Source organism: Frigoribacterium sp. ME-P-080, assembly GCF_030209595.1.
Taxonomy (GTDB): Bacteria; Actinomycetota; Actinomycetes; order Actinomycetales; family Microbacteriaceae; genus Frigoribacterium.
The window spans coordinates 36,580-53,493 of the sequence record NZ_JARVRR010000009.1; the positions used below are offsets into that span (position 1 = coordinate 36,580).

16 protein-coding genes are annotated in these 16,914 nt (G+C 73.6%); 9 read left to right on the forward strand and 7 right to left on the reverse strand.

The window, feature by feature from the left end; all coding sequences use genetic code 11:
* The first annotated feature begins 20 nt into the window (after nucleotides 1-20).
* A complete protein-coding gene (locus QRN23_RS13270) occupies nucleotides 21-401 on the forward strand; it encodes a hypothetical protein (RefSeq protein ID WP_157485225.1) in 381 nt (126 codons plus the stop codon).
* 171 nt (nucleotides 402-572) lie between these two features.
* Here the strand turns inward: QRN23_RS13270 and QRN23_RS13275 are convergent, their stop codons facing one another.
* Both QRN23_RS13275 and QRN23_RS13280 read right to left on the reverse strand, forming a co-directional pair.
* Nucleotides 573-1,280, reverse strand: a complete 708-nt coding sequence (locus tag QRN23_RS13275) for a hypothetical protein (RefSeq protein ID WP_123570978.1) — start codon at nucleotides 1,278-1,280, stop codon at nucleotides 573-575.
* 216 nt (nucleotides 1,281-1,496) lie between these two features.
* Nucleotides 1,497-2,333: an alpha/beta fold hydrolase gene (locus QRN23_RS13280; RefSeq protein WP_192122836.1), complete on the reverse strand. Its 837-nt coding sequence runs from the start codon at nucleotides 2,331-2,333 to the stop codon at nucleotides 1,497-1,499.
* A gap of 175 nt (nucleotides 2,334-2,508) precedes the next feature.
* Here QRN23_RS13280 and QRN23_RS13285 point away from each other — a divergent pair, with 175 nt between their 5' ends.
* From QRN23_RS13285 to QRN23_RS13295, 3 genes are all read left to right on the forward strand, one after another.
* Nucleotides 2,509-2,736, forward strand: coding sequence for a heavy-metal-associated domain-containing protein (locus QRN23_RS13285; RefSeq protein ID WP_054145925.1), 228 nt, complete (start codon nucleotides 2,509-2,511; stop codon nucleotides 2,734-2,736).
* The gene (locus QRN23_RS13290; protein WP_502874821.1) at nucleotides 2,733-5,123 is read left to right on the forward strand and encodes a heavy metal translocating P-type ATPase; all 2,391 of its coding nucleotides are present in this window, start codon (nucleotides 2,733-2,735) and stop codon (nucleotides 5,121-5,123) included. Before QRN23_RS13285 ends, QRN23_RS13290 begins: the two co-directional genes overlap by 4 nt.
* 451 nt (nucleotides 5,124-5,574) lie before the next feature.
* The gene (locus QRN23_RS13295) at nucleotides 5,575-5,847 is read left to right on the forward strand and encodes a zinc-ribbon domain-containing protein (RefSeq protein ID WP_043596621.1); all 273 of its coding nucleotides are present in this window, start codon (nucleotides 5,575-5,577) and stop codon (nucleotides 5,845-5,847) included.
* 82 nt (nucleotides 5,848-5,929) lie between these two features.
* On the opposite strand, the gene QRN23_RS13300 is transcribed toward QRN23_RS13295, so the two are convergent.
* The gene (locus tag QRN23_RS13300; protein ID WP_148053668.1) at nucleotides 5,930-6,166 is read right to left on the reverse strand and encodes a hypothetical protein; all 237 of its coding nucleotides are present in this window, start codon (nucleotides 6,164-6,166) and stop codon (nucleotides 5,930-5,932) included.
* Between the two features lie 173 nt (nucleotides 6,167-6,339).
* Here QRN23_RS13300 and QRN23_RS13305 point away from each other — a divergent pair, with 173 nt between their 5' ends.
* Complete coding sequence (locus tag QRN23_RS13305; protein WP_285063792.1) at nucleotides 6,340-7,680, forward strand: ROK family transcriptional regulator; 1,341 nt, start codon at nucleotides 6,340-6,342, stop codon at nucleotides 7,678-7,680.
* Between the two features lie 196 nt (nucleotides 7,681-7,876).
* On the opposite strand, the gene QRN23_RS13310 is transcribed toward QRN23_RS13305, so the two are convergent.
* From QRN23_RS13310 to QRN23_RS13325, 4 genes are all read right to left on the reverse strand, one after another.
* Nucleotides 7,877-10,207 (reverse strand): alpha-galactosidase, encoded by a 2,331-nt coding sequence (locus tag QRN23_RS13310; RefSeq protein WP_285063793.1) that lies wholly within the window; start codon nucleotides 10,205-10,207, stop codon nucleotides 7,877-7,879.
* A 118-nt stretch (nucleotides 10,208-10,325) separates the two neighbouring features.
* Nucleotides 10,326-10,856 carry a BLUF domain-containing protein gene (locus QRN23_RS13315; protein ID WP_285063794.1) on the reverse strand — a complete coding sequence of 177 codons (531 nt, stop codon included), beginning with the start codon at nucleotides 10,854-10,856 and terminating at the stop codon, nucleotides 10,326-10,328.
* Nucleotides 10,857-11,338: 482 nt separating this feature from the next.
* On the reverse strand, nucleotides 11,339-12,736 hold the full coding sequence (locus QRN23_RS13320; RefSeq protein WP_285063795.1) for an MFS transporter: 1,398 nt from the start codon (nucleotides 12,734-12,736) through the stop codon (nucleotides 11,339-11,341).
* A 16-nt stretch (nucleotides 12,737-12,752) separates the two neighbouring features.
* Entirely contained in the window at nucleotides 12,753-13,970 is a 1,218-nt protein-coding gene (locus QRN23_RS13325; RefSeq protein WP_123570971.1) for an MFS transporter, read from the reverse strand.
* A 46-nt stretch (nucleotides 13,971-14,016) separates the two neighbouring features.
* On the opposite strand from QRN23_RS13325, the gene QRN23_RS13330 reads away from it, so the two are divergent.
* The 4 genes from QRN23_RS13330 (at nucleotide 14,017) to QRN23_RS13345 (ending at nucleotide 16,844) form a co-directional block, all read left to right on the forward strand.
* Nucleotides 14,017-14,601 (forward strand): sugar O-acetyltransferase, encoded by a 585-nt coding sequence (locus QRN23_RS13330; RefSeq protein ID WP_123570970.1) that lies wholly within the window; start codon nucleotides 14,017-14,019, stop codon nucleotides 14,599-14,601.
* Between the two features lie 2 nt (nucleotides 14,602-14,603).
* Nucleotides 14,604-15,158, forward strand: a complete 555-nt coding sequence (locus QRN23_RS13335; RefSeq protein WP_056044717.1) for a TetR/AcrR family transcriptional regulator — start codon at nucleotides 14,604-14,606, stop codon at nucleotides 15,156-15,158.
* A gap of 167 nt (nucleotides 15,159-15,325) precedes the next feature.
* A complete protein-coding gene (locus tag QRN23_RS13340; RefSeq protein ID WP_285063796.1) occupies nucleotides 15,326-15,799 on the forward strand; it encodes a hypothetical protein in 474 nt (157 codons plus the stop codon).
* Nucleotides 15,800-15,884: 85 nt separating this feature from the next.
* Complete coding sequence (locus QRN23_RS13345; protein ID WP_056044714.1) at nucleotides 15,885-16,844, forward strand: AraC family transcriptional regulator; 960 nt, start codon at nucleotides 15,885-15,887, stop codon at nucleotides 16,842-16,844.
* Nucleotides 16,845-16,914 lie beyond the last annotated feature (70 nt).

Here is a 16,914-nt window from a genome sequence, read left to right on the forward strand (position 1 = left end):
TCGCGCCTACGGTCGCCGACATGGGCGTGCAGACGAAGTTCGAGAACGCGCGGGCGGCACTGCGCAAGCCGCCGGCCGAGCATCCGTGCGCGATCCCGCCGATCCCGGGCGGGCAGGGGCTGTGGCTGATCCGGCAGGGCGAGGCGGCTCCGCTCGGCTACGTGCGCCAGCGGCCGGTCACGGGCGGCTTCGCGTTCGACGTCTACGCCCACTGCCGCGACGAGGGCGGGCGTCGGCCCTGGTTGCACACGGCGTCGTCGCTGAACTCGGCCGTGGCGTGGACGCTGCAGCACGACGCCGACGTCCGCGCGCTCATCGCCCGCAGTGCAGCCGAGCCCGACCCGTGGCCGCCCGCCGCGCCTCCCGAGCCTTCCGCCGGTCGCCGCCGCCGCACCCCCTGACCCCGGGCCGGCCCCGGGCGGCAACGGAAAAACCCCGCCCCGTGCGTGAGCACGAGGCGGGGTCCACCGGGATCGCCGACCCCGTCGAGCAGGGCGGGGCCGGTGCGTCGTCACGGAGACGACCCGGTTTCCAGGCCGCACCTCGCGAGGCGGAGTGCGGCCAGACAGGTACTACTCCGTGGCGGCGGTGATCTTCGCGACGCCGACGAGCATCTCGTCCTGGACGGCGTCGGTCTTGAAGGTCTGGTTCAGCAGCGACGCGGCGTCGGGGCTGATGTGCACCGTGGTGCCCTCGAGGACGGCGTTCGAGCCCTCCATCTGGATCGGCTTCAGCGTGCCACCCCAGAGGTTGAAGAGGTAGGCGTCTTCGGCGGCGACGGTGCCGTTGGCGGTCACGGTGCCGTAGAGCTTCGACTCGCCCGGGTCGATGCGGAAGTCGGTGAGTTCGACGACGGTGCCGTCGGCCGAGGTCAGCGACAGGCCGGAGCCGTCGTGGTCGATCTCGCCCTGGACGTAAGGTCGCACGTCGCTGTCGGGGCCGTAGTAGTCGACGTTGCCGCCCGTGATGGGGAAGGCGAAGGTGCCGTCGGTGAAGGTCGCGGTGCCGACGACGCCGGGGGTCAGGCCGAGCGAGGTGATCGCGTCGACGAAGGACTGGTCGACGGCGACCTGGGTGTCGACGCCGTTGCTGAGGTCGGCGATCGACGCGGCGGGCGTCGACGCGGCGCTGGGCTCGGACGAGGAGGACGACGACGTCGAGGAGGTGTCGGTCGCGGTGCCCGAGTTGGACGAGCAGGCGGCGAGCGAGAAGATCAGGGCGCCGGAGGCGGCGATGCCGAAGGCGGCTTTCGTGATGCGCTTGCGAGTGAAGGCGTTCATGGTGAAGCTCCTTGTCAGTTGGTCCCGGTGGGGATGTACAGGGTTCGCCACCGAGGGCGAGAAGGTTTGGATCTCGGTCACTTCGTTACCCGCCCGTGACCTTCACCCCCGAACGAGGGGTGGTCGTGTCCGAGGGGTCGAAGCCGGTGCGCAGGAGGCGCGGTGCCGGTCTCGAGGACCGGCGCCGCGCCTCCTGCGGTCGCGTCGAGTTCCGCTCTACTTCTTGAGGAACTCGAGCACGACGCGGTTGAACTCGTCGGCGTCGCTGACGTTCGCGCCGTGCGGTGCGCCGGCGATCACGTGCAGCTCGGACCCGGCGATCGCCGCGTGCGTCCGGGCGCCCGAGCCCTCGTACGGCACGGTCGCGTCGCCGTCACCGTGGATGACCAGCGTCGGCACGGTGACCTTGGTCAGGTCGTCACGGAAGTCGGTGTTCGCGAACGAGGCCATGGCCTCGAGCGCGGCGGCCTTGTCCGCCTGCTTCGCGAGGCGCAGGGCGTCCTGGCGGTCGGCCTCGGACACCTTGAGCACGCCGTCGACCGAGAAGAAGCCGGTCGTGAAGTCGTCGTAGAACGAGTCCTCGTCCTTGGTCAGGCCGGCCGTCATCTCGGCGGCGGCCTCCTTGGTGAGGGGGCCGTCGGGGTTGTCGTCGGTCTTGAGCAGGTACGGCGGCACGGCCGAGGCGAAGACGACGCTGTGCAGGCGCTCGGTGCCGTACGTGCTGAAGTAGCGCGCGACCTCGCCGCCACCCATCGAGAAGCCGACGAGCGTGACGTCGTCGAGGTCGAGCTCGGTGAGGACGGTGTGCAGGTCCTCGGTCAGGTGGTCGTAGTCGTAGCCCGTCTTGGGCTTGTCGCTGCGTCCGAAGCCGCGGCGGTCGTACGTGACGACGCGGTAGCCGGCCTCGACGAACGCGGGGACCTGCTTGCTCCAGGACTCACCCGACAGGGGCCAGCCGTGGATCAGGACGACGGTGCGACCCGTGCCGCCGGTGTCGTCGACGTGCAGGTTCGTGTCCTTGAAGAGGCCGTGGTGTGCGGTGATCTCGGTCATGGTCGGGTGCCTTCTCTCTCCCGCCGTCCTGGCGGGTACCCCTCCGTTAGTAGTCGGCCTCCCTGGAGGCCGGGCCGTCTCGGAGGCATCTCGGAGGTGGGGGACAACCGGCGGGCAGGCCTGGCAGGGATACCCCTAGGGGGTATAAGCTGAGGCCCGATCGAGAGGACAGCGCATGACCGACACCACCATCACCACCCTGCAGGTCGACGGCATGACCTGCGAGCACTGCGTCGCGAGCGTCACCGAAGAGCTCTCCGAGGTCGACGGCGTCGACTCGGTCGAGGTCGACCTCAACCCCGGAGGCGCGTCCACCGTCTCGGTCCAGGCCGACGCCACCGTCGAGCACGACCAGCTGCGCGCCGCCGTCGAAGAGGCCGGCTACCAGCTCTCCGCACGATGACCACCGCCGGAGGCGCGGGTCGGCCGGGCGAGGGCGTCACCGGGAGCACCCTGCCACCCGACGCGGTGCAGTTGGACATCACCGGCATGACCTGCGCCTCCTGCGCCAACCGCATCGAGCGCAAGCTCAACAAGCTCCCCGGCGTCGAGGCCTCGGTGAACTACGCGACCGAGAAGGCGCACGTGCGGGTCGTGGCCGGTGCGGTCGACGACGCACGCGAGGGCGACCCCGGGGTGCCCGACGTCGACGCGCTCATCGCCACGGTGGCGGCCGCGGGGTACGGGGCCACCGTGCCCGCGCCTCCTGCGTCCCCGACGCGCGCGGCCGACGGCTCGTCCGACGCCGCCCCGGACGCCCGGGCCACCGAGGTCGACGCCCTCCGCCGGCGCACCCTCGTCAGCGCCGCCCTCGCCCTGCCGGTCGTGGTGCTCTCGATGGTCCCGGCCCTGCAGTTCACCAACTGGCAGTGGCTCGCGCTGACCCTCGCGGCCCCCGTCGCCGTGTGGGGCGCCTGGCCCTTCCACCGCGCCGCGGCCGTCAACCTCCGCCACGGCGCCGCGAGCATGGACACCCTCGTCAGCGTCGGCGTGGTCGCCGCCTTCGCCTGGTCGCTCTGGGCCCTGTTCTTCGGCGACGCCGGCCGGCCGGGCATGCACATGTCGTTCAGCCTGGTCGCCACCCACGGCGGTCCGACCGAGCTCTACCTCGAGGTCGCGTCGGCCGTGACCGTGTTCATCCTGCTCGGCCGCTGGCTCGAGGCCCGCGCCAAGCGCCGCTCGGGCGAGGCCCTGCGCGCCCTGCTCGAACTCGGCGCGAAGGAGGCCACCGTGCTGCGCGACGGTCAGGAGGCGCGGGTCGCCACCGCGGGTCTGGTGCCCGGCGACCTCGTGGTCGTCCGTCCGGGCGAGGCGATCGCCAGCGACGCCCTCGTGCGCGAGGGCACCTCGGCGGTCGACCTGAGCATGCTGACCGGCGAGTCGGTGCCGGTCGAGGTCGGCCCGGGCGACCGCGTCGTCGGAGCGACCCTCAACGTGGGCGGACGCCTGCTCGTCGAGATCACCCGCGTCGGGGCCGACACCGAGCTCGCCCGGCTCGGTCGCCTCGTCGAGGAGGCGCAGAGCGGCAAGGCCGAGGTGCAACGACTGGCCGACCGGGTCTCGGCCGTGTTCGTGCCGGTCGTCATCGGGCTGGCCGTGCTGACCTTCGTCGGCTGGCTCGCGTTCGGCGGCTTCGTCGAGGGTGCCGGGGGCGGGGGCTTCTTCGCCGGGTCGCTGCAGACCGCGTTCACCGCCGCCGTCGCCACCCTGATCATCGCCTGCCCGTGCGCGCTCGGGCTCGCGACGCCCACCGCGCTGCTTGTCGGCACGGGCCGCGGCTCGCAGCTCGGCATCGTGATCCGGGGGCCGCAGGTGCTCGAGCGCACCCGCACGGTCGACACGATCGTCCTCGACAAGACCGGGACGGTCACGACCGGGCGGATGAGCGTGCGCGAGGTCGTCCTCGACGACGCCGCGGCCACCGGGGTCGACGACGTCCTGGCCCGGGCCGCCGCCGTGGAGTCCGGCTCGGAGCACCCGGTCGCCCGCGCGGTCGAGGCCGAGGCCGCCCGGCGCGGGGTCGTCGTCCCGACCGCCGAGCAGTTCACCGCCCACGCCGGGGCCGGCGTGCTGGCCTTCGTCGACGGCACGCTCGTGCTGGTCGGCCGCCCCGGGTGGCTGGCCGACGAGTGGTCGGTCACCGCGCCTCCCGGGCTCGAGAGGGCGTTCGCCGCCGCCGAGGCGACCGGTGCGACCCCCGTCGCCGTCGCCTGGGACGGTCGGGTGCGCGGTGTCGTCACCGTCGCGGACACCGTGAAGCCCGGTGCGCGCGAGGCCGTCGAGCGGTTCCGCGGCCTGGGCCTGACACCCGTGCTGCTGACCGGCGACAACGCGGGCGCGGCGCGGCACGTCGCGGCGCAGGTCGGCATCGCCGCGGCGGACGTCGTGGCGCAGGCGACCCCGCAGCAGAAGGTGGAGGCGGTGGCCCGGTTGCAGGCCGAGGGTCGCGTCGTCGCCATGGTCGGCGACGGCGTCAACGACGCGGCGGCCCTCGCCACCGCCGACCTGGGCATCGCCCTCGGGACCGGCACGGACGCGGCCATCGCGGCCGGCGACCTGACCGTCGTCAGCGGCGAGCTCGCCGGGGTGGCCGACGCCATCCGCCTGTCACGGGCCACGCTCGGCACCATCAAGGGCAACCTGTTCTGGGCCTTCGCCTACAACGTCGCGGCGATCCCGGTCGCGATGCTCGGGCTGCTCAACCCCGTGCTGGCCGGCGCGGCGATGGCGGCGTCGTCCGTGTTCGTCGTGACGAACAGCCTGCGCCTGCGGCGGTTCCGCGCCGGGTGAGGCGGGGCGGGCTCCGCGTGCCCGCGTGCCCGCTCGAGTCGCACCGCCGGAACGACCCCCGGGCATGGCGAAGCCCGAGACCGTCCAACCGATCTCGGGCTTCGATGTGCTCTCCGTGAAGAGAACCAGGGACCCAACAGAGATCCCGCTTCATCTGATCGGAAGTGTAATCCCATGACGATCGACGTGCAAACGTCGATCCCACGGGGTGGGTCCCTGGCTCTCTCGCGGTGTTCGCCGGCGCGAACACCGAGAGGAGGGAGCGGATGTCCGACGACGACCGCCGCCCGCCCAGGAAGACCGTGCCGTGGTGGCAGATCGCGACTCTCGTCGTGACCGTCGCCCGGTTCGCGGTCGACCTGGTGCGCAAGGGCTAGGAACAGGGTCCCGGGGCCACCAGGCCCCGGGACCCGCTCCCGCCGGCTGCTCCGACGCCGCCTAGGGTGAGCGCATGATCATCTTCGGCACCAAGGGCACGAGCGCCCTGCTCGGCGTCCTCTTCTTCGTCTGCCGGGTCTGCGGCAACGAGGCCGCGCAGCGACTGGTCAAGCACCGTCGGTGGTTCACGCTGTTCTTCATCCCGGTGATCCCGTACTCGACGAAGCACGTCTACACCTGCGCCTACTGCGGCGCGGGCACCGAGCTCGACGCCGAGGCGGCCGGCCGGTTCCAGGCCGACGCCGAGCATGCCGCGGCCTCCCGCGGCGGCCGGTCGCAGGGCTGACCGACCGCTCCCGCGGCGGCCGGCCGCAGGGCTGACCGACCGCTCGGCGACACGGGACGCCCAGGGAGGCACGGCCGCGGCGTCAGGGCAGCGCGCGGTACCAGCCGGCCACGCGGGCACGCAGGCCGACGGGGCGGGACCGGAGCCGCGCCTCCTCGGGGGCGTCGGCGACGGCCGGGGCGAAGCCGACGGTCGCGCACGAGGTGCAGACGAGCACGTGACGGTGCACCGAGAGGGCCGTGCCGTAGAACGGGTTGGGCTCGAGACGGGTCGGCGACGCGCACAGCGTGCACAGGGGGAGTTCGCGCGTTTCGTCCATGAGGATCACCACGACTCATGTTCGGCCACGAGGGGCCCCTCGGTTGTCCCCCACTTCGGGTGGCGGGGTACGCAGCGACGGGCGTCGGGGGGACCCGACGCGGCGCCGGCTCGGCCAGGGCGGAGCCCGACGTCGGGACGAGGAGGCGCGGGTCGGCCACCTAGGATCGTCGCGTGACGGACTCCCACGCTCCCGGGCACGCCGCTCCCGCTCACGGTTCCCTCGGCCACGCCCACGGCGGCTGGTCCCCGCTGGCCGGCAGCGCGCAGGCCGTGGTGCTCGACATCCTCGTGCACGGCGCCCGCCCCCGGACCGAGCTCGCCGCCCGGCTCGGCCTGTCGGGCCCGAGCCTCACGCGCATCACCAGACCCCTGCTCGAGAGCGGGCTGCTGGTCGAACGCGCGTCCCTCGCGCCGTCCGGCTCGGGTCGCCCCTCGGTCCCGCTCGACCTCGACCCGGACGCCCACCACTTCGTCGGCGTCAAGCTGACCCGTGACCGCCTCTTCGTGGTCGTGGCCGACCAGCGGGGCAGGGTGCTGGACGGCCACGACGACGACCTGCCCGACCCGTCGCCCGCCGCCGTCGTCGCCCAGGTCGCGGCGGTCGTGACCTCGGCCCGCGGCCGGGACGACCGCATCCGCGCGGTCGGCGTCACCGTCGGCGGACAGGTCGTCGACCGTGCCCACGTGCAGCACGCGCCGTTCCTCGGCTGGGACGACGTGCCCCTCGCCGAGCTGCTGACCGCCACGACCGGCCTGCCGACCTGGGTCGAGAACGACGTCCGCGCGCTGACCCAGGCCGAGCTCTGGTTCGGCGAGGGACGCGGTCTGCGCTCGTTCGCCCTGGTCACGATCGGCGCCGGCGTGGGGCTCGGCCTCGTCGCCGCGGGCGAGGTGCTCGGCGGGGCACACTCGTCGGCGGGCAGCGTCGGACACCAGCGGATCGTGGCGCCCGTGCCCGTGCCCGTGCCCGTGCCCGTGCCCGTGCCGGTGCAAGTGCCCGTGCCGGTGCCCGCGCCCGTGCCCGTGCCGGTGCCGGTGCCCGTGCCGGTGCCCGTGCCCGCGCCCGCGTCGGCCGCCGCTGCGGCCCGCGCCGACGTGCCGGCCCCCACCTGCGACCTCGGCCACCACGACTGCGCGAGCGCGTTCCTCACGGTCGCCGCGGTCGAGGCCGCCGCCGCCCGGGCCCTCGGCCGCCCGGTCGCCTACGACGACCTGCTCGTCCTCGCCGCCGACGGACACCAGGAGGCGCGGGTCGTCGTCGACACCGCCGCCGACGTCCTGGGCCAGCTGATCGCGGGCGTGCTGAACGTGCTCGACCCCGAGGTGGTCCTCATGTCGGGCGAGGGCGTGCGGCTCGCGACCGTCGGTGGGGCCGCGGTGGACGCGGCGATCGCACGCGACGCCCACCGGGCGGTCCCGCCGCCCCGCCTGCTCGTCCAGGAGTTCCGGTTCGACGAGTGGGCCCGCGGCGCCGCCGCCGTCGCCATCCAGATGCACGCACTCGGTCGCTGACGCCGCGCGTGCTCGCGCGAGCGCCCCTCGGGACGCGACCCGCGCCTCCTGCCCGACCCGCACCTCCTGCCCGACCCGCGCCTCCTACCCGACCGTTCGCCGATGAACCCCGAATGCGAAGACGAACCCCGATTCATCGGGGTTCATCGTCGTGAACGGGGTTCATCGGGCAGCGAGCCGAGCAGCCGCCCCCGCCTCACCCCGCGGCGGTGACCCGCAGCAGCACGACCCGCTCGGGGAACGACGACGGCGCCTGCAGCCCGGCGACCGCCAGGGCGCGCCCGTCGAGCACCACCCCGGGGTACGCGCCGCCCTCGTCCGCCGTGCCCCACCACGGCGGGGGCGTCAGGCCGTGGTCGGGCGAGCCGACGGTGACGGGGGCGACCCGGTACCGGCGCTCGGGGTCGAGCCCGGGCAGCAGCACGCGGCCGAGCGGTGCGACGTCCGACCGTCCGACGTAGGCGAGGAAGAACAGGGCCTCGCTCGCGTCGGCGGCGACCGAGCCGTAGACCAGCAGCGACGGGTCGGCCTCGTCGACCCGGACGAGGTCGCCCGTGTGCATCAGCTGGCGGTGCTCCTTGTAGAGGGCGATCCACGCGGCGAGGTCGCGGTTCTCGGCATCGGTGGCCCGGGCGAGGTCCCACTCGATGCCGAGGTGGCCGAACAGGGCGGTGCCCGCCCGGAACGACAGCTCGTGCCAGCGGCCGGTCGAGTGGCTGACGCCCGAGGCGATGTGCGAGCCGAGCAGCTCGGGCGGCAGGAGCTGCATGGTCCAGCGGTTCATCTGCTGCCGGTCGAGCGGGTCGATGCAGTCGCTGACCCAGACGCGGTCGGTGCGTTCGAGCACGCCGAGGTCGACGCGGGCGCCGCCGGACGAGCACGACTCGATCTCGAGACCGGGGAACCTCGCCTTGAGCTCGTCCATCAGCCGGTACGCCGCGAGGGTCTGCTCGTGGACGCCCGCGGCGCCGGTCGGCCAGGTGCCGGCGTCGACGAGGTCGCGGTTGTGGTCCCACTTCAGGTAGGCGATGTCGTACTCGGTGAGGATCGCCGTCATCTGGCCGAGCACGTGTTCGAACGCCCCAGCGATGCCGAGGTTCAGCACCTGCTGGTCGCGCGACCGCGGGGGCAGCCGGTCGCCGGTCTGAAGCAGCCATTCGGGGTGCTCGCGGGCGAGGTCGCTGTCCTCGTTGACCATCTCGGGCTCGAACCAGAGGCCGAACTCCATGCCGAGGCCCGTGACGTGGTCGATCAGCGGTGACAGGCCGTCGGGCCAGACGTCGGCGTCGACCACCCAGTCGCCGAGGCCGGCGTGGTCGTCGCGTCGTCCCCGGAACCAGCCGTCGTCGAGCACGTACCGCTCGACGCCGAGGGTGGCGGCCCGGTCGGCCAGGTCGCGCAGGCGGGCGAGGTCGTGGTCGAAGTAGACGGCCTCCCAGACGTTGATCGTCATCGGGCGCGGGCGGGTCGGGTGCTGCTCGCGGGAGCGCAGCCACCGGTGGAACCGCCGGGCCTGGTCGTCGAGGCCGTCGCCGTACGAGCCGAAGACCCACGGGCTGCGGTACGACTCGCCCACCTCGAGCCGCAGCTCGCCCGGCAGCAGCAACTCGCCGCCGCCCAGGACCTGCGCCCCGGTCGACAGGCGTTCGGCGTAGTGCCGGTGGCCGCCGCTGAACCCGACGTGCAGTCCCCAGACCTCTCCCGAGCCGGCGCCGAAGCCGAACCCGGGCACGCCGACGCTCAGCACGGTCGCGGCGTCCGGGCCGGTGCGGCCCTTGCGTCCCTCGCGTTCGTGCACGCCGACGACGAGCTCGCGGCGCTGGGGCGTGCGCTCCTTGCCCCAGCGGCCCGCGAAGTCGAGGATCTCGCGGGCTCGTGGCGGCACCGGCAGGGCCAGGTGCAGGTCGGTCAGCGTGTACACGTCCGCCGCCGTGCTCGCGGCACCGGCCGCGGTGCTCGCCGCCCGGTCGTCGCCGGGGGTCGACCGACCGCCTCCGCGTCGCCCGGCGACGTTCGTCAGCTCGGCCCGGGTGCGGACGAGCCCGCTCGCCGTCAGCTCGATCTCGAGCACGACGGCGAGTCCGGCGACGTCGTCGTGCGCCTCGACCGTGACGACGGCGGCGCCGGCGTCGACCAGCTCGGGACCCGAGGAGGCGCGGGTCGCCTCCGCCTCGCCCGTCACGTCGAGCGTGTCGACCGTGAACCGCGGCGACCAGTCGGCGCCGTCCGAGCGGTGACCGCCGACCCCGGGCTTTCCCGACCAGCCCGCGTGGTGCTCGGGCAGGATCGCCAGGCGCACCGGTTCGTCCATCAGGTTGTTGACGTACGGCGGCACCGCCGCGACGGCGAGGGACCGCACGTCCTCGAGCGTCGGCCGGCCGAGGGCGGCGCCCCAGTGCAGGACCGCCGGCAGGCGCGCGTCGGTGACGTCGAGCAGCAGGCTGACGCCGGCGCTGCTCAGGTGGACGAACGCGTCGGGTGCTCGGGACGGCGCGACGACGGTGGGCGACGGGGTGGGGTGCGACACGGGTGCTCCAGACGGCGGCAGATACTTTCGTCCGAAAAGTATCTCCGACGCCGAGCGGGGGTCACAACCCCGGCGGGGTCGGACCGTGGGTCAGGAGGCCCCGGTCAGCGGGCCCCGATCAGGAGGCGCGGGGCGAGAACAGTCCGTCGGTCACGTCGGTCGGCTGGTCACGGAACCAGCGCAGCAGGGTGCGGACCTTGTGCGACGACGACGGGGACAGGTTGCTGAAGTCGTCGTGGACGCCGGCACCCGCGACGGAGGCGGAGCCCGTGCCGGTGCCCGTGCCCGTGCCGGTGCCGGTGCCGGTGCCGGAGTCGAAGACGTCGGCGTAGCCCGGGAGGACCGTCGCCAGGTCGTCCGTGACGGCCCGGTAGCCCATGGTCCAGGCGGGGAACAGCCGGTCCTCGACGAGTTCGTCGACGATGGTGTGCACGGCTGTGTGCCGGGGGTCGCGCGCGATCACGGCGAGGCGCTCGCGGACCGCCTCCTCCGGCCCCTCGAGCACCTGGATGAAGCGGCCCTCGCGGTGCAGCAGCATGCCGGTGATGCCCAGGCGGGCGTTGTTCGAGCGACTGGTCATCAGCAGGTTGGCCAGGTCGTCGTCGGTGAAGGGGTACGACGATCGACTGACGTACACGGTGGACAGCACGGGTGGGCCTCCTCGGGCTCAGGGCTGAGCCGATTCTGCACGGCGTCCGGCCCCGCCGCACTCCCCACTTCTGGGCGCTGACAGGTCCGACCCCGGCCCCTCCGTCCCCGCCGCGTCTCGGCCACGTCCCCGCCCGACCAGGTCGCACCACCGACGTGTCGTCGAACCACCCTCGTGCGTGGCTCGACGACACATCGGTGGTGCGACCTCACTCGGCCCGGGGCATCGTCCGCCCTCCGCTGGAACCGTGCTGCCGACCCCCGAGCCCGAACCACTCGGCCTGCCCTGACCGATCGCGCCGCGTCGCCGTCGCGCCGCCGACCCGGGCTCGCACCGTGACCGGCGGGTGCCCCGAGGCCGCACCACGCTCGCGTCGTCGAACCACCTCGGAGCACGGTTCGACGACGCGACGGTGGTGCGACCCGACCCGACCCGACCCGACCCGACCCGACCCGACCCGACCCGGTCCGGCACGGACCGGATCAGCTGCCGCGCGGTGCCGCCCCCCGGGCCCGACGTCCCTCGAGCACCCCGGCGAGCAGCACCACGGCCACGCCCACCACGGGCACGAGCAGCAGTCCGTACCGCAGCCCGGCCGAGTCCGCGACGAACCCGACGACGGGTGGCGACGCCAGGAACCCCAGTCGCAGCAGCCAGCTCACCAGCGTCAGCCCCGTGCCGGCCCGGAACCCGGGCAGGTTGTCCGCCGCGTGCATCGCCGCCGGGATCAGGGTCGCGACGCCGAACCCCGCCGCCGCGAAGCCGAGGATCGTGCCGATCACCGACGGGAACGCCAGGGCGATGCCCATGCCCACCGCGACGAAGACGCCCCCGGCCCGGGCGACGGCCTTCTGGCCGAAGCGGTCGACCATGCCGTCGCCCAGCAGTCGTCCGACGAACTGGGCCCCCTGCAGCGAGACGAACCCGAGGGCGGCGACGGTCACGCCGGCCCCGAGCGACCCCAGGTAGAGCGCGGCCCACGTGCTGCCGGCGTCCTCGACGACGGCGCCCGACGACGCGATGACGACGAGGGCCAGCAGCACGCCCCACTTCGCGACGAACCCGGGCGAGACGCGGTGACCGTCACGAGCCGAGGAGGCGCGGGTCGCGTCGTCGACGGAGCCCGCCCCGGTCGCCGAGCCGGCCCGCGCCTCCTGCGCTCCGCCGTCGGGGGAGTCCGTCGCCACGGGTGCGGCCGCCGCCCCGGCGCCCGCGGTCACGTCGTCGCCGGGCAGGACCGCCGCGTCGGCCGTCTCGGACGGACCCTCGGCCGATTCGGGCCCGGCGAGCAACAGCGGGTAGGCGACGAGCGCCACGACGGCGCAGATCAGCGCCGAGGCCCCGAGGTGCCAGACGATCGGGATGCCGAGTCCCGCCGCCGCCCCGCCCATCAGCCCGCCGAGGACGGCTCCGATGCTCCACACGGCGTGGAACGAGTTGAGGATCGACCGGCGGTAGCGGTACTGCACGCGCAGTCCGTGCGAGTTCTGCGAGACGTCCACGATGGCGTCGAGGGCACCGGCGAGCAGGAAGCCCGCGGCGAGCAGCCCACCGACCGGGGCGATGCCGGCCAGCAGGACGGCGACCCCGGTGACGACCGTGCCGACCACGGCCACCCGTGACGACCGGAGGCGGCGGATCAGCCATCCGGCACCGAGCCCCGCGACGAGCGCGCCGACGGGCATCGCCGCGACCGCCAGGCCGAAGTCGGCGTTGGACAGCTCGAGGCCGTCCTTGATGGCGGGGTAGCGCGGGAGGAGGTTCGCGATCAGGGCGCCGTTGGTGAAGAAGAGCAGGGCGACGCCGAGTCGGGCGCGGCGGTCCTCGCGCGTCGGCACGGTGCGGGCCGGCGCCGCGGGAGAGGTCGTCGGTGACGTCATGGTGTACGAACGTACACTAAGGCCGGGCGGCGGCGGACCGCTCGCGGGGACGCGCCGCCGAGGTGATCAGCGAGGCGCCCGCGACCACCACCAGCACGACGATCATCGCGCTGCGCAGGCCCACGTGCTCGCCGACGAAGCCGAGCAGCGGCGGCCCGACCAGGAACGCCACGTAGGCCATCGTCGCGACGGCTCCGACCGCCGTCGTCGGGTCGTCGCCGTCGGCCGCGGCCGAGACGGTCACCGGGAAGCCCAGGGCGGCACCCAGACCCCACAGCACGACGGCGACGCCCGCGACGACGACCGAGTCCGAGAAGACGACGAGGGCGATGCCGACCGCCGAGACGAGTGCACTGGCGCGCAGCACGGTGGCGTGCCCGAAGCGGGCGAGCAGCGGTTCGCCGAGGAAGCGGCCGACCGTCATCGCCGCCGCGAACGCCGTGAAGACGACCGTGCCGGCGGTCGCCGAGACCCCGTGCCCGTCGACGAAGAGCAGCGGCAGCCAGTCGTTGGCCGACCCCTCGGCCAGGGCGAGCGCGAGCACGATCAGGCCGAGCAGCACGAGCCGGCGGTCGTGCCAGACCGCGAGCGACCCGGCGAGCCGGGCCCGCACCCCGGAGGCGCGCTCGGCCCGCTCGTCGGAGCGTCCGGTCGAGCGCGGCACGATCGGTACCGCCCAGGCCAGTGCGGCGCCACCCGCGAGCGCGACCCCGAGCAGGTGCCACTGGACGGGGACGTGCGTCGCCGTCAGCAGGATGCCGAGGCCGGCCCCCGCGACCGTGCCGAGGCTGAAGCAGCCGTGCAGCACGGGCAGCACCGACCGGCCGGAGGCGGTCTCGATGGCGGCGCCCTCGATGTTGACGGCGATCTCGGCCAGGCCGACCCCTGCCCCGACCAGGGCGAGGCCGACGAAGACGCCGGGGGTGATCGAGAGCGAGGCGGCCACGCCGACCAGGGCCACGCCGGCGACCAGCGAGCTGCCGCCGATCGCCACGGCGCGGTGGGCTCCGTGACGTCGCACGATCGGGGCGGACGACACGATGCCGCCCATCGACCCGACGGACAGGCCGAAGATGACGAGGCCCATCTCGCCCGTCGACGCCTGCAGCAGGTCGCGGATGGCCGGGGTCCGCACGACCCACGAGGCGAGCGAGACGCCGACGACCGCCATGAAGACGAACACCGCCGCCCGGCGTCGGGCGAGCTCGGGGCTGAACGGCGGTCGGTTGGTCATGGGTCCAGTGTGTACGTTCGTACGCTCGTCGTCTAGGGTGTCGTGCATGACCACCACCGACCACTTCGCCGGCGACCCGCGCACGAACCACGAGCGGATGCTCGCGGGCGACCTCTACATCGCGGACGACCCCGAGATCGCGGCGCAGCAGCAGCGGGCGATCACCTTGCAGGCGCGCTTCGCCGCGGTCTTCGCCGACGACGTCGACGCCGCGCAGGCCGTCGCGCGCGAGCTGTTCGGCAGCATGCACGAGACGGCCCACGTCCGGCCGCCGGTGTACGTCGACTACGGCAGCTCCATCACCATCGGGGCCGGCACGTTCGTCAACTACGGCCTGACCGCGCTCGACGTGGCCCCGATCACGATCGGGGCCGACTGCCAGATCGGCCCGAACGTCCAGCTGCTGACCCCGACGCACCCGGTCGAGCCGCAGCCGCGTCGCGACAAGCTCGAGGCCGCGAAGCCGATCACGATCGGCGACAACGTCTGGCTCGGCGGCGGCGCGATCGTGCTGCCCGGGGTGACGATCGGCGAGAACAGCGTGATCGGCGCCGGGGCGGTGGTGACGAAGGACGTCCCGGCGAACGTGGTCGCGGTCGGCAATCCGGCCCGCGTGCTGAGGAGCATCTAGTCGTGGGCGCCGTGCGACGCACCGAGCCCGACCGTCGTGACCGCCTCATCGACGTGGCGCTCGACGTCGTGGCCGAGGTCGGCGTCGCCGGCGCCTCGCACCGCAAGATCGCGGCGCGCGCCGACGTGCCCCTCGGCTCGATGACCTACCACTTCGACGGCATGGACGAACTGCTGTACGAGGCGTTCTCGCGCTTCGCCGAGACGATCATCGTCCGGTTCGAGAGCCGGCTCGGTGCCGCGACCACTCGCGACGACGCCAAGGAGGCGGTGGTCGCGTTGGTCCACGACGACCTGACCGGCCCTGCCGCGGTCCGCGACCAGGTGCTCAGCTACGAGCTCTACACGCTGGCCGCGCGGGAGCCGAGGTTCCGCGAGATCACCCGCGAGTGGATGCGCCGCAGCCGGGTCGAGCTCGAACGCCACTTCGACCCGGACACCGCCCGCCAGGTCGACGCCCTGATCGAGGGGCTGTCGATCCACCGCGCCCTCGACCCGTCCCCGCCGAGTCGGGCGCTGACCCGCGAGGCCGTGGACCGCATCACGCGCGCCTCCTGACCGTCGCCGGCCGCGCCTCCTGCGGTTCCGCTCGTCCTGGCCACAAACCGAACTGCCGTCGCACCGGGATGCGACTCACAGTAGCTAGGCGCTCTAATGGAACCAGTGCAGAACATGCACGGCGGTGAGAAGGTACGCACCGGATCGGGACGAGAGTCGAGAAACCAGTGGACGCAGAGAGCGACATGTCGCGCCGCGCCCCCGAGGTCGACGCTCCCGGGGCCGCCGGTTCGGACGCCCCCGACACGGCGTTCGGCGACTTCAACGTCGCCAGCGACTTCGGCGAGATCGGCGACGCGACCCGCACGGCGGCGGCCGACCTCTTCTTCGGCGACTTCGCGCCCCCGCTCGACCCCGACCTGGTCTTCGAGTGCTCGGCGTCCATGAACGGCGAACACGGTGCGGTGGCCCTCTACGAGGACCGCGTCATCGTCGAGAGCCCCGACGAGCCCGACGGCGAGGCCGTGTTCTCGACCGAGACGGTGCGGTCCTGGTGGTTGGTCGAGGGCGAGACGTTCTTCGCGCTGGTCGTCGAGGCCGACGTGCTGCACCGCACGCGGCTGCCGACGGGCTTCAAGGCCGTGCTCAAGGCGGCGTTCACGAAGGCCTTCGGCCCGGCGACGAGCCCGACCGGCGCGTGAGCCCCACGCACCTCCGCCCCCGCTTCGGGGCTTCGGCCCGGTCAGGGCGTTCTTTCAGGGGCCCGGTCATGGCAGGATCACTGTGATGGAACCCGAACAGACCCTGCCCCCGGTGCGTTCCGAGATGGGCGGCCGCGACATGGACCAGGCGCGCGCCCTGTTCGAGGACACCTACAACGGCGCCGGGTTCCGCACCGACACCCGGCAAGAGACGTTCGCCTACCGCTACACGACGGCGGGCGACGAGGACATGACCCTGCGGTCGGCGATGTTCCTCGGGGACATCCGCGGGGCCATCCAGCCCGAGCGCGAGTACGTCGTCGCCTGGATCACCGCGGGCGAGGGCCGGGTCGACGTGGGCGCCGAAGAGGCCGCGTTCGAGATCGGCCGTCCGCTGATGTTCCCGACCGGCAAGGCCTTCGAGTTCGAGGTGCGCGAGTACCGCCAGAACCTGGTGCACTTCGACGCCGCCTACCTCGAGCGCATGGCCGCCGAGCACGAAGGGGCCCTCGCCGGGCCGTTGCAGTTCGACCACACGGCCGTGCCCGACCTGGCGAACCTGCGTCGTTGGCAGTCCACCATCACCAACGCCGCGAAGACCATCCTCGGCGGCGAGTCCACCGAGCTGCTGCGCTCCGAGCTCAAGCGCGAGTCGGCGTTCGCCCTGCTCGACACGTTCTCGCACCGGTCGATCGACCTGCCGCCCGCCCTGCTCGTGCCGCGCAACGCCCGGCTGCGCGAGGCGGTCGAGTACCTGCACACGCACTCGCACCTGCCGGTCAACATGACCCAGCTGGCCGAGTCCGTGCACCTGACGCCGCGGGGGCTGCAGCAGGCCTTCAGCCGACAGCTCGGCGTGACGCCCACCGAGTACCTGCGCACCATCCGTCTCGACCACGTGCGGGCCGAGCTGATCGAGCTCGCCCCGGGCGAGGCCACCGTCGGCGCCGTCGCCCAGCGCTGGGGCTTCACCCACCTGAGCCGCTTCACGGCGTCGTACGTCGGACGCTTCGGCGAGTACCCCAGCGCGACGCTGCAGCGCTGAGCCCGGGCGGTCAGCCGCGCCGGCGCGAGCAGGCCGCGCCGCGCCTCCTCGGACGTCCCGCCAGCCGGGC